10 protein-coding genes and 1 tRNA gene are annotated in these 12,892 nt (G+C 57.4%); 5 read left to right on the top strand and 6 right to left on the bottom strand.

Annotated elements, in window-relative coordinates; genetic code table 11:
• Positions 1-16: 16 nt before the first annotated feature.
• From E5K02_RS08025 to E5K02_RS08035, 3 genes are all read right to left on the bottom strand, one after another.
• Positions 17-1,939 (bottom strand): RecQ family ATP-dependent DNA helicase, encoded by a 1,923-nt coding sequence (locus E5K02_RS08025; protein ID WP_240737197.1) that lies wholly within the window; start codon positions 1,937-1,939, stop codon positions 17-19.
• 283 nt (positions 1,940-2,222) lie between these two features.
• Entirely contained in the window at positions 2,223-3,020 is a 798-nt protein-coding gene (locus E5K02_RS08030; RefSeq protein WP_135393789.1) for a hypothetical protein, read from the bottom strand.
• 343 nt (positions 3,021-3,363) lie between these two features.
• Positions 3,364-4,020: an ABC transporter ATP-binding protein gene (locus E5K02_RS08035; protein WP_135393791.1), complete on the bottom strand. Its 657-nt coding sequence runs from the start codon at positions 4,018-4,020 to the stop codon at positions 3,364-3,366.
• A 174-nt stretch (positions 4,021-4,194) separates the two neighbouring features.
• On the opposite strand from E5K02_RS08035, the gene E5K02_RS08040 reads away from it, so the two are divergent.
• The 3 genes from E5K02_RS08040 to E5K02_RS08050 all read left to right on the top strand — a co-directional run bounded on the left by E5K02_RS08040 (position 4,195) and on the right by E5K02_RS08050 (position 7,891).
• Positions 4,195-5,340, top strand: coding sequence for a glycoside hydrolase family 113 (locus tag E5K02_RS08040; protein WP_135393793.1), 1,146 nt, complete (start codon positions 4,195-4,197; stop codon positions 5,338-5,340).
• A gap of 222 nt (positions 5,341-5,562) precedes the next feature.
• The gene (gene sucC / locus E5K02_RS08045; RefSeq protein ID WP_135393795.1) at positions 5,563-6,765 is read left to right on the top strand and encodes an ADP-forming succinate--CoA ligase subunit beta; all 1,203 of its coding nucleotides are present in this window, start codon (positions 5,563-5,565) and stop codon (positions 6,763-6,765) included.
• 229 nt (positions 6,766-6,994) lie between these two features.
• The gene (locus tag E5K02_RS08050) at positions 6,995-7,891 is read left to right on the top strand and encodes a transglutaminase-like domain-containing protein (RefSeq protein WP_135393797.1); all 897 of its coding nucleotides are present in this window, start codon (positions 6,995-6,997) and stop codon (positions 7,889-7,891) included.
• 76 nt (positions 7,892-7,967) lie between these two features.
• Here E5K02_RS08050 and E5K02_RS08055 read toward each other — a convergent pair whose 3' ends face one another.
• Positions 7,968-8,417, bottom strand: coding sequence for an organic hydroperoxide resistance protein (locus E5K02_RS08055; protein WP_135393799.1), 450 nt, complete (start codon positions 8,415-8,417; stop codon positions 7,968-7,970).
• 174 nt (positions 8,418-8,591) lie between these two features.
• Between E5K02_RS08055 and E5K02_RS08060 the strand changes: the two genes are divergently transcribed.
• Positions 8,592-8,663, top strand: a tRNA-Arg gene (locus tag E5K02_RS08060).
• A gap of 597 nt (positions 8,664-9,260) precedes the next feature.
• Here the strand turns inward: E5K02_RS08060 and E5K02_RS08065 are convergent.
• Positions 9,261-10,529 (bottom strand): cation:proton antiporter, encoded by a 1,269-nt coding sequence (locus E5K02_RS08065; RefSeq protein ID WP_135393801.1) that lies wholly within the window; start codon positions 10,527-10,529, stop codon positions 9,261-9,263.
• 339 nt (positions 10,530-10,868) lie between these two features.
• On the opposite strand from E5K02_RS08065, the gene E5K02_RS08070 reads away from it, so the two are divergent.
• Positions 10,869-11,171: a hypothetical protein gene (locus E5K02_RS08070; RefSeq protein WP_135393803.1), complete on the top strand. Its 303-nt coding sequence runs from the start codon at positions 10,869-10,871 to the stop codon at positions 11,169-11,171.
• Positions 11,172-11,395: 224 nt separating this feature from the next.
• On the opposite strand, the gene E5K02_RS08075 is transcribed toward E5K02_RS08070, so the two are convergent.
• Positions 11,396-12,802 (bottom strand): chloride channel protein, encoded by a 1,407-nt coding sequence (locus tag E5K02_RS08075; RefSeq protein WP_135393805.1) that lies wholly within the window; start codon positions 12,800-12,802, stop codon positions 11,396-11,398.
• Positions 12,803-12,892 lie beyond the last annotated feature (90 nt).

The raw sequence follows: 12,892 nt of genomic DNA on the forward strand, positions 1-12,892 counted from the left end.
TCTGGATTTGCCTCGGCTACCTTAGCCGTCCATCCGGGGCGTAGCGCAGCTCGCCCAGCTCCACCAGTTCCCGCAGCTGCTCGGTTACGGCCGTGGCCTGGCCCGGGGCAAAGTGGGCCAGCACTTCCCGCGGGGTCTGGGGCGTGGCTTTAAGCAGCTGCACCAGCTGCTCGCGCAAGCCGGCCACGGGCGCGGCGGCCTGCCGGGCCTTTTTCTGGGCCAGGCAATAATCACAGATCTTGCAGGGGGCCGCATCCAGCTCCCCGAAGTATTCCAGCAACAGTTGCTGGCGGCAGCGCCCCCCGGCCGCGTAGCGTAGCACCGACTCGGTTTTGTGCACAGCCAGGTCCCGGGCCTGGTTGAGGCGCTTCTGGTCCAGCGGCAGCTTGTCGGCATCGTAGCGGCCCGTCGTGAACAGGGCCTGGGGCGACTCGTGCTTGGGCTGGTACTGGATAATGCCCGAGCGGTGCAGAAACACCAGCATTTTGCGCACGTCCACCACACTTTTCTTTAAGTGTTGGGCCAAGCTGTTTTCCGAAATCCGCTGGAAGCCGGTGAACAACTCCCCGCCGTTGAAGCGCAGTAGGCTTTTGATAAGCTGGTCATGCTGGGCATTGGCCACCTGAAACCGGTACAAATCGGTGTGGTCGATGGGAATGTGGACCCGGGCCGGGTTGTTTACGGCCTCGTTCACCTGCACGAAGCCTTCCCGTTCCAGGGTCCGGAGGCTATTGTGGGCATCCAGAGCCTTGATGCGGTAGGTTTCGGCAAACTGCTGCAAATCGAAGTCGAAGGCAACCAGCTCGCCCCCACCCACGGCCGTGCGCGAAAAGTTGGCCAGCGCCTGGTACACGCGCCGCACGGTATCGAGCGGGGGAAAAGCCTGCTGGGTGCGGCGGCGCAATTCGTCGGCATCGTTGGGGGCTTGCAGCAGCACGGCAAAGGCGTACTTCTCGTCGCGCCCGGCCCGGCCGGCTTCCTGGTAGTAGGCTTCCAGGTTGTCGGGCGCGTCGAGGTGAACGACCAGGCGCACGTCGGGCTTGTCGATGCCCATGCCAAAAGCATTCGTCGCCACGATGCAGCGGATCCGGTTTTGCATCCAGTCCAGCTGGGTGCGGCTGCGCTGCTCTGAGGGCAGCCCCGCGTGGTAAGGAGCGGCCTTCACGCCGGCTTGTTGCAGAAAGGCGGCCGTATCCTCGGTTTGGCGGCGGGTGCGCGCGTACACGATACTGGTTTTGTCGGCCCCTACCCCACGCAGCACTTCTTCCAGGCGCCGCAGCTTGTCTTCCGTGCTTAGCACCGAGTACGACAGGTTGGGCCTAGCAAAACTCTGCTGAAAAATCCGGTGGCTGACCCCAAAATTCAGTTTTTCGACAATATCCTGGCGTACCTGCTCGGTGGCCGTGGCCGTAAGGGCTATGCAGGGCACGCCCGGCAGCAGCTCCCGAAGCTCAGCAATGCGCAAGTACGGCGGCCGAAAGTCGTAGCCCCACTGCGACAGGCAGTGCGCCTCATCCACGGCCAGCAGGCTCACCCGCATCTTCTTGACCCGGGCCTGAAACATCTCCGTCAGGAGCCGCTCCGGACTCACATACAGAAACTTCACCGGGCCGTACACGCAGTTGTCCAGCGTCTGGTCAATTTCGGTGTGGCTCATGCCCGCGTACACTGCCTCGGCCTTGATGCCACGCTTGCGCAGGTTCTCCACTTGGTCCTTCATCAGGGCAATCAGCGGCGAGACAACCACACACAAGCCCGGCCGGGCCAGGGCCGGCACCTGAAAACAGATGCTCTTGCCCCCGCCGGTCGGCAGCAACGCCAGGGTATCCTGCCCGGCTAGTACCGAGCGGATAATATCTTCCTGCATCGGCCGGAAAGCCGCGTGGCCCCAGGTCTGGCGCAAGACCAGCAGAATATCGTCGGTTGGTAGCTGTGACAAAGCGTAAAAATATGGGTAGAAATAATCCGGCGAAGGTAACGCCACCAGGGCGGAAACGGAAGCCCGGCCTAATCATTCCCATGTACGCCTGTCATTCTGAGCCAGCGAAAGACCTTATCAGGTTAGAAAGTCACTCATATGAAGAACGAATGCTAGCGTGATAAGGTCCTGCACTCCGCTTTGCTGCGTTCAGGATGACAGATATGGCTTTAAGCACAACAAAAAAGCCCGGCTCCAAATGGAACCGGGCTTTTGCTAAACTCTAATTGGTACTCCTAGCAGCTTAAGCGGCAGCCGACTCGCCGTTTTCACGGTCATCAATGGCCTTCTTGAGCTTAGCAATAGCCTGAGTGGCGCGCTCTTCGTCCAGACGGTTGATGTTTAAGAGCATCTTGGTCTTTTCCTGACGGGTAATCACCGGATGGTTGAGCAAACGGATGATTTCCTCTTTCTGCGACGCCGTAGCGTAGGCTACTGCGGGAGCGGCAGCTTCCTGCACGGGCTCAGCAGGCACGGCCTTCATAGCCGCAGCTACTTGGGCAGCGGGAGCTTCCTGAGGAGCCGGAGCAGCTGCAACCACCTTCGCATCGGTCGTGTTGCCGCCATAGTCCATTTCCTCAGCCGGGGTGGGCTCGTAGCCCGCCGCCCGGATAATCCAGGCCAGGATGTTGCGGTAGGCTTTGCCGATGGCCCGGGTCTGGGCCATGCTCATGATGGCAAACTCCTGGTAGAACTTCTTGCCCTGCTCCTTATTCGAGCAGATGGCGAAGCCCGCGCCTACCGTGTGGCCGCTGCGTAAGTCGAACAGCGTCACTTTGGCCTGATATTTCAACTCGGCTTCGGTGCTCACGTTGATGACATGATCCACGATGGGTACGATGCCCAGGCGCGAACCGGCGTACTGCCAGCCTTCCACGTTCACAAACTCCTTGCCCTGCACCGTAGTGCTGAGTTTATTGTCTTTGATAAACTTAGCCAAGTCTTTGGCCAAATCCAGCGTCTCATCGGAACGAGCAATATCGTAGCTCTCCACTTTGTTCTTGCGAACCTGATCTTTGGTTGTTTTGGTGGCCTCAGTCATGGTCTTGTTCTTAATTTCCCTGTAGTACGTTTTGTTGTTCTATTACTAAACTAAAGTACGGGCTTTTTGGTGCAAAAAACCAGTACTTTTTTAGTAAATTTTATCACTGATTATCAGACACTTACAAAACAATTTCACAAGCATAATTTCTAACTAGGTTAGCACAATAGCAAACGTACGCCATATACTATGTGTTCCCGGGCTTTGGTTTATTCCTACGCCTTTTCTAGCTGCGGATACAGGCTGGCATTAGGCACAAAAAAGCCCTGCCGGACTCAGGTCCGACAGGGCTTTTAACGTATTTACACTTACCTAGTTATCGTAGCAAGGCTGACTACAGTGACTAGCCTTCCCAAATGTTACCATCCTTCATGGTAATCTTCCGGTCGGCCATTTCGGCCAGCTGGTCGTTGTGAGTCACGATGACGAAGGTTTGGCCGAGTTCTTTGCGCAGCAGGAAGAAAATCTGGTGCAGCTCCTGCGCATTCTGGGAGTCGAGGTTGCCGCTGGGCTCGTCGGCAAAGATAATTTCGGGCGAGTTGATCAGGGCCCGGGCTACGGCCGTGCGCTGCTGCTCGCCCCCGCTCATTTCCGAGGGCTTGTGGTCGGCGCGGCGCTCCAGGTTCAGCATCCCGAGCAATTCGCGGGCCCGTACCCGGGTTTCTTTTTCCGAGCGGCCCGCTAAGTAGGCGGGCAAACACACGTTTTCCAGGGCCGTAAACTCGGGCAGCAGGTTATGAAACTGAAAGATAAAGCCGATGTGGCGGTTGCGAAACCGGGCCAGATCGGACCGCCCCAGGGAACTGACCGAAGTACCATCGAACAAGACCTCACCTGAGTCGGGGTTATCAAGGGTGCCCAGAATGTGCAGCAGGGTACTTTTTCCGGCCCCCGAGGAGCCCACAATCGACACGATTTCCGATTTTTCAATCGTTAGATCTATGCCCCGGAGCACTTCCAGCGTGTTGTATTTCTTCCGAACGTTGATAGCCTGCAGCAAGGGAAAGCAGAATTGAATGAGCGCGTATTGAAAACAAATCTACGGAATGTAGGGAGTTGTCGGGTTTCCAGTGCAGATTAGCTTCCGGTTGCCGACCAGCTTTTCAACGTGCTACGGATAAAAGGCCGGGTGTGCTGCGCCTACGCCTGATTTCTTTTTTCCCACCTTTCTGCTTTGCCTCCTATCCTTGTCCCGTTTGCCTCCCGTCACTGGCTGCGGCTCTGGCCAGCAGCGGCGCTGACCGTCCTTCTAGCCCTTGTGGCAACGTGGTGGCAATGGCCCCGCACCCCAGCCTCATTACCACCCGGCCCTACCCAGGCGCGCCCCCAGCCGGAGCTACTGGCCGACGGCCGCTTTCGGGGGGTGAGCTGGGTGGCCGGCGACTCGGTTACTGATGCTCAATTCGAGCCCCTGACCCGGGCACACGTCACCTGGATAGCACAAATTCCATTTGGCTGGCAGCCGGCGGCCACCCAGCCCTTGGTGCAACTGCACAGCGGGGCCGGACAGCGCCGTCGGAGCCGGGGCGGCTACTGGGGCGAAACCGACGCGGGTATTGTCTACACGGCCCAGCTGGCTCAAACGCGTAACATTCAAACCTTGCTCAAGCCCCATCTGTGGGTACGGGGCCCCGGCGCCTGGCCCGGCAGCATTGAGATGCAGACAGCCGCCGACTGGCGCGCCTGGTTTGCCGCCTACTCCACGTTTATACTGCACTACGCCCAGCTAGCGGAAGAAAACCAGTTTGGCGGCCTCTGTATCGGGACGGAATTAGAGAAGACTGTAGGCCACGAAAAGGAATGGCGCACTCTTATTAAAGCGGTACGCCGGGTGTACCACGGCCCGTTGACTTACGCGGCCAACTGGAGCGGCGAGTTTGAGCGGGTCAACTTCTGGGATGCCCTGGACTTTATCGGCATCCAGGCCTACTTCCCACTTAGTAAGGCGAGCAGTCCGCCCAAGAGCGAGCTGCTGCTGGCCTGGCAGCAGCACGCCGCGGCTATTGTACGGGTGCAACGCAAATTTAAAAAGCCCGTGGTGTTCACCGAAGCTGGCTACCGCAATACCGCCGACGCGGCCATCGAACCCTGGACCTGGCCCGACCGCACGGCCGTATTCTACACCCCCGATGAGCAAACCCAAGCGGCCTGCTACGCGGCGCTGTTTGAGACCTTCTGGCCCCAGCCCTGGTTTAAGGGCCTGTTTATTTGGAAATGGTACCCCGGCCTGCAGCCCGATGGCCCGGCCCGCCGCCACGCCGACTTTACGCCCCAGCACAAGGCCGCTGAGCAGGTAATGGCGCAGTGGTATGGGCAGTAGAGCGTGCTTCCGTCGGAAGCTAGTACTACAATGTAGCGCAGGACCCGAGGGCCAGGACAACCGATTGTCTGACCAACAAATCGGGCTTACGGCAGTTAAAAAGACATTTTTACTCTTCGGCTACCCGGATTCCGGGCCCTTACTCGCAATGACAGCGAATAATGCCTACTTTCGTGGCCTAGTAGAACACCACCCCGTCAACCCCCATTGAACTGACCCTCTATGAACATTCACGAGTATCAGGGTAAAGAAATCCTCAAAAGCTACGGCGTACGCGTGCAGGAAGGCATTGTAGCCGACACCGCTGAAGAAGCTGTTGAAGCGGCTAAAAAGCTGACCGCCGACACCGGCACTAGCTGGCACGTGATTAAGGCCCAGATCCACGCGGGTGGCCGCGGTAAAGGGGGCGGGGTGAAACTCGCCAAAAACCTGGAGCAGGTAAAAGACATTGCCAGCCAGATTATTGGCATGCAGCTCGTCACCAAACAAACCGGTGCCGAAGGCCGCAAAGTACACAAGGTGCTCGTTGCTCAGGACGTGTACTACCCCGGCGCCTCCGAACCCAAGGAATACTACATGAGCGTATTGCTCGACCGTACCTCGGGCAAAAACGTTATTATCTACACCACCGAGGGTGGTATGGACATCGAGGAAGTGGCCGAGGCGCACCCCGAGAAGATCCACAAGGAAATCATCGACCCCCGCGTGGGGCTGCAGGGCTTCCAGGCCCGCAAGATTGCCTTCAACCTTGGCACCGAGGGCGAAGCCTTCAAGGAAATGGTGAAGTTCGTAACGGCTCTGTATAAAGCCTACGACGACACCGACTCCTCGATGTTCGAAATCAACCCCGTACTGAAAACGTCGGACAACAAGATCCTGGCCGTTGACGCCAAGGTAACCCTGGACGAAAACGCCCTGTACCGCCACAAGGATTTCGTAGCCCTGCGCGACACCAACGAGGAAGACCCCTTGGAAGTAGAAGCTTCGGCCTCGAACCTGAACTACGTGAAGCTCGACGGCAACGTGGGCTGCATGGTGAACGGCGCCGGCCTGGCTATGGCCACGATGGACATCATCAAGCTCTCGGGCGGTGAGCCGGCCAACTTCCTCGACGTAGGGGGTGGAGCCAATGCCCAGACCGTAGAAGCTGGTTTCCGCATCATCCTGAAGGACCCGAATGTAAAGGCCATCCTGATCAACATCTTCGGCGGTATCGTGCGCTGCGACCGGGTAGCCAACGGGGTAGTAGAAGCCTACAAGAACATCGGTGACATCAAGGTGCCGATTATCGTGCGTCTGCAGGGCACCAACGCCGAAGAAGGCGCCCGCATCATCGACGAAAGCGGCCTGAAAGTGTACTCGGCCGTATTGCTGAAAGACGCCGCTCAGAAAGTAAAAGAAGTACTGGCCTCCCAAGGCATTTAAGCTTCGCTGCTTCCCTAGCCGGAAGCAGCCTAAAAGCCCACTCGTTATAACGAGTGGGCTTTTTTATGCTACATAATCATGTGATTAAGCACGCTTTTGTGTCAGGTTGATAACCATTTATTATTGTTTTTGCAATATAGTATAGCAACAACCTAAGAATTTATTTCACGTTACAATCCCGCCTCCCCCGCTCTCTACTTAACTGCCTACTTGCCCAAAACCTTTACTCATGATCCCAAAGGCCATAACTGGAATTGTCCTGTTGGCGGCATTGTGTGGAAGCTCTCCTTCGTTTGCTCAGCGCACGTCGGCCAAGAGCCAGCCCCTGGAATTTGCCCTTACTGCTGATGCGACTTCGTACACGTTCCAGTACAGCACTCCCGACGAGGACTACCTGACGAATCTGCGTGCCACGTATGCTCTAGACGACATCGTAGCCGGTAAATCGACTGATCTGGAAAAGGTGAAGACCCTCTGCACCTGGGTACACAACCGCTGGGTGCACAACGGCCGCAACCGGGCCCGCAAAGCCGATCCACTTTCTATTTTGCACGATGCAGCGCTGGGCCAGGAATTCCAGTGCATTGAGTACAGCATTGTCCTGAGCGGCGTGCTAACCGCCATTGGGATTCCAACCCGGGCTGTTTATTTGAAAACTGCCGATGTAGAAACCCGCCGCGACGGTGCTGGCCACGCCGTAGCCGAAGCGTGGCTGCGCGACCAGCAAAAGTGGGTGATGATAGACGGGCAGTGGGATGTGGTGCCTATGCTCAATAACACCCCGCTCAACGCAGTGGAACTGCAGAAGGCTCTGGCCACCAATGCTCCCGGACTGCGCATCGAAACAGCCTCCCAAACCAAGCAGAAAAGCTACCTGAACTGGTTGGAGCCCTATTTATACTACTTCGACACTGTGCTCGACAGCCGCTTTGGCGTCAACGCCCCGCCTAGTGGCCTGATGCTGGTCCCTATCGGGGCGAAGTGCCCTACTGTGTTTCAGCACGACACGCCCATTCGCCGGATGCGCTACACCAACTCGGTTACCACCTTCTATCCTAACCCGGTTGAGCTACTGGTTGGAGAAGCTACCAAGCCGGCCCAACACGAAGCCGGCCGCGCCTATTAGTACTGGCCGTGGAACTGCATAGAAAAAGCCTGCCCTGTATCACAGGGCAGGCTTTTTCTATGCAGTATACTTCGGGCTAGCTGTTGTCAGCGGGCACGGCGGCAGGCTGGCCAGCCACCTTTAGCTCGACTTCCATGTTGCCACGAGTACCCACTGAATAGGGGCAGATCTGGTGAGCTTTGTTGACAATTTCGATGGCTTTTTGCTGGTCCATGTCTTTCAAGTCCACGTCCAGCACGGCACTTAAGCCGTAGGCCTCGCCTTCCTGAAACAGCGTAACCGAGCATTGTACGGTGCTGTTTGGATCCAGCTTGATGTTTTCGCGACCGGTGATAACAATCAGAGCCTGCTGAAAGCAGGATGCATAGCCGGCAGCAAATAGCTGTTCGGGGTTTGTCGCGCCTTTACGGCCGCCCAACCCTTCGGGCACCGACATATCCATATCGATAACGCTGTCGGAAGAGCGCACATGGCCACTGCGGCCGCCAGTAGCCGTTGCATCGGCCGTATACAGATTCTTTTTCATGGGAGGTGTTGGTTGAACAAGTAAGCAGTTGTGTATCTGACTTAACTGTCTTACGCCGATTTTGGTTATGCTGACTGAGAAAGGAATTTTCGAGCTTATTGCGGCAGCAAATGCCGTTTGCGTTTGGCAGGGCATATTTTTCTCTCTACTTTTGCCCCACATCCGAACAGATCTGGTCGCGTCGTACAACGGATAGTATAAGAGTTTCCGAAGCTCTTGATCTAGGTTCGATTCCTAGCGCGACCACATAGCACTTCTTAAACACCCTGTGAGACAAGCACTTACAGGGTGTTTTTGTGTATAGGTAAAACATGGCTAAAACAAATAGCGCCTACCCTTTGAGTGAGCCTATGTAGTAGTACCTAGACCAGCTACCCTGGGGGAGCCCGGCAAACACTCTCGTCTTTTTTTAAAAGTAGGCAGACTACAAGGCGGTTTGTTCTCAGTATTTCTGGTATTGGCTGAGCTACGTGCTAAGGTTCAGCGTTGCGTCCATGACTTTAAGGCGTACTCAACGAATACTACTTCTCTTAACGAGTCACACCCGCGTCCTAGTTAATGAGGAGCTTTCCGGCGGTTGTCATATGTTGGTCAGCAGTAGCAACGGCTAAGCTGCCGGCAACAGAGCCCATCGGCCAAGAGATGGGCTTGTTAAGCAGTCTTCAATAATACCGACGGCCCCAGGTTCAACTCAGGCAGGAATGGGGCGTAAGCATCAGTGTGCTTTTGCAGTGAATGCACAACGCTAAGCCTATGGCGGCGGCCACCAGTAAGGTAGGCACAAACCACAGGCTGGCGTTAACGTTCTGCCACAAGGCGCGGAGTTGGTTCATAACGGGGCCGTTAGTGGTCAGCGTCGGCGGGGGCCTCACCGGTACTTAACCCCAGCTTTTTGACCAGCGGCCCAATGCTCAGGCCCTGCACAATGATGCTGAAAATTACCACCACGTACGTGACACCCACAATCAGGTCGCGGGACATGGACTCGGGCAAGGAAAGGGCCAGAGCTACGGAAATACCGCCCCGGAGCCCACCCCAGGTCAGCACCCGCAGGGTTTGGCGGTCGAAGGGATAATATCGGCGTAGCAGTCCTAATGGCAGGCCTACTGACACCCAGCGGGCCAGCAGCACCACTACGATGGTCACCACGCCTACCAGCAGCGTGGTGCGGCTGATGTCGAGAATGAGCATTTCCAGCCCGATGAGCACGAAGAGTATTGCGTTAAGAATCTCATCGAGCAGCTCCCAGAACTTGTCCAGGTACTCGCGCGTCACGTCCGACATGCCTAGCTGCCGGCCCTTGTCGCCCACAATCAAGCCCGCCACCACGATGGCCAGCGGGCCCGAGGTGTGCAGCTGCGTGGCCAGGGCCGTGCCGCCCATCACCAGGGCCAGGGTAATCATCACCTCCACCTGGTAGTGGTCGATGCTGCGCAGGGCCCAATAGGTGGCATACCCCAGCGCAGCCCCCAGGGCAATACCACCCACAGCTTCCTGTAGAAACAGCTTACCAATCACGGCGGGTGTGGCTTGCGCGGCTCCGTACTGAGCTATTTGAAACAAACTCACGAACACCACCACGGCAATGCCGTCATTGAAGAGGGACTCGCCTACGATGCGAATTTCCAGTCGCTTGTCAATGCGCGCTTCCTTTAAGATGCCTAGCACGGCAATCGGATCGGTGGGGGAAATAAGGGCCCCGAACAGCAGGCAGTAGATAAAGTCGATAGGCAACCCAAACAGCGGCAGCAGGTAGTAAAACGCCGTACCAACCAACGCGGTGGAGAGCAGCGTGCCCGCGGTAGCCATGGCTCCCACCGCAACGCCTTCTTTGCCCAAGGCCCGCAAGTCGACGTGCAGGGCGCCGGCAAAAAGCAAAAAGCTCAGCATCACCTGCATAAGCACCGCGTGAAAGTCGATACTCCGCACTAGTTGACCGGCCGTAAGCACCCAATGCACCCCGAGCTTACCGAGCCCGATGGCCAGCAAGGACGAAATTAGCGCTAAGACCATCAGCCCGATGGTGCCCGGCAGCTTCAGGAAGCGGTGATTGACGTAGCCGAATACGGCGGCAATCACAATGAGCAACGCCAGGGTGTTGTATAATTCCATCAAAAAAGCCAGTTGCAGGTTAGAGTAGACGCTAATTACAGGAGTGTGGGTAGAACAAAGCCCACTTGCCAAATTCTGGCGGCCAGCTGTAAGGCCGGGTAGTACGCCAACGTGGCGGAACCGAGTTCGGCCGGACCGTTAATGTTTTTTAATGCGTCGTTCACACTGTTTTAATCTTCGACTGGCTCCTTTGGAACCACTCAAGGGCCATCGCACCAGCATGTCCGTCAGCACAATACGGCGGCTGGCTACCCAAAGCGACTCTTACCCCAGTTAGCGCTATCTGGCTCACCATCCATCACCCCGGCCATGGGTTACAACTGGGAAACATCTACTATCATGTCCATGACCTCATACGAGCGGCTGCGCATCAAGCACCGGGCCTTGCTCAGTCAACCGCCAAACGAGGACGCGCTACGCGACCTGTTATCGGAGCTGCCTGCCCAACTCAAGGACATAGCCCACAACCGGCCCGCGCTGGAAGAAGAAGTTGACCACAGCCAGCAGCAGTTGCAGCAAATCAAGAGGCACATGACGCGCGGACAGCTCGCCACCACAGAGAGTATAGCCCGGGGCGTGCATGAGGCATTAGCTCCTTTGTTCCCACCCACCCTAAGGAGCAGAGAAAATAGCACGTGGTAGGCGTTGGCTCTGCTAGCACTTCCGAAACGCTTTTTCTTACCGCTCGGGTAAGAGCGCTTCCTGCCGAACAGAGCAGCTTAGCTCCCCGGGCGGCAAACTACCCGCAACAGTCGCGGTGGTGCAGCGACCCAGGGTCGCGGGCCCCTGACAGAATAGCGAGGCTTAGCATAAGCCAGATGGTGGCGCCCATAGTGTATTATCAGGTGGTTATACCTAACTCCGGCTTACTGCTGCGCTGTGCTACCTGCTGGTCGTGTAACGGGCGGTGATGTCTGCGCTAGTGCCTCGCGCATAAAGCCCGCTTTCAGGTGCTCGTAGAAGGAATGTGGGTCTACCAGGGAAGCCACGGCCTGGGCCATCATCCCGCTGAGCAACAGTTGAAAGATGGCTGAGTGGCGGTCTGTCATTTCCAGTACCAGAATAGCGGCCGTAAACGGGGAGCGCACCACGCCGGTCAGAAAGCTCACCATGCTGACCAAAATCAGCAGGTTGCGGTCTTCCAGCGGTACGCTACCCAGCCGGCATAGCCCATCGCCCAATACGGCCCCAGCGCTGAGCGACGTAGCAAAGATGCCACCCGCCCCACCTCCACTGTAGCTTAGGGCCATGCCGGCAAAGCGCACTGGAAACAGGTACCAGGGCGTTTGTCCATCATTGGCAAATAGCAGCCGGTTGATGATGGGCTTGCCCGTGCCCACGCCCTCCTGCCCCACCGCGTAGGCCAGCCCAGCCAGCAGCAGACCGCAGCCTATTACCCAGCCTGCCTGCTGGCCCCATGTCGTGAACCGTTTACGGTAATTCCCCAACCAGAGCAGCGTTTTGGCAAACCCAGCGCCCGCCAGCCCACAGATTACGGCTACCAGTGCCACGGTGGCCAGGAACCACCCAGCGTGAGCCGTCACCTTCGGAAAACCCAGATACAGGTAAGGTCCCAGCAACGACTGGGCCGTCAGGCCCGCTACAATAACAGCCGAGAACACGGCCATACGGAAGCGAGCCATGTGCATTTGGGTCAACTCTTCCACCACGAAGACAATGCCGCCGAGTGGGGTGTTAAAGGCAGCGGCCAGGCCAGCCGCTCCGCCCGTGACCAGCGCAATCTGCCGCGAGAGTTGCGGCCAGCCGGCAGGTTGCAGCCTGTTGATAGCCCGAAAAATAGCCGCTGAAATCTGAATGGTGGGACCCTCCCGTCCGATAACGCCGCCACCGAGCAGCAAAGCCACGCTGCTGAGCACCTTCACGAAGGCCACGCGCAAGCTGAGCAGGTAGCCCGTGCGGTGGTGGTGGGCTGGGTTAGACAACTCAATGCCAGCCATGACCTGGGGAATGCCGCTGCCCCGGGCCGCCGGGGCCCAGCGCTGTACCAGCGCCCAGGATACCAGAAAAGCCAGCGGCGTGAGCCCAAAGGCCAGCAGCGGCTCGCGGTGGAGCCACGTAAAGCTGACTTGCTCGGCCCAAACAAATAACCGTTCGTAACCCACGGCCACAAATCCCACTACGACGGAAGCGAACCAGAACGGAAAGCTCTGCAGGATAAGCCGGCGCATCCGGTCGGTGTAAAGCCGCTGGAGTAGCTGCTGATCAAGCCAGGCTAGGGCTTGGGCGTAACGCGAAGAAGAAGAGTCAGGCATTCGGGAGAAGTAAGCGGGCAGCCGGTTCATCTATTGCACGAAGCAAACGCCAAGGAAATGAGCTAGCCAAGCGAAAAACAAGAGTGGAAT

The organism is Hymenobacter metallicola, from assembly GCF_004745645.1.
Lineage (GTDB): Bacteria > Bacteroidota > Bacteroidia > Cytophagales > Hymenobacteraceae > Hymenobacter > Hymenobacter metallicola.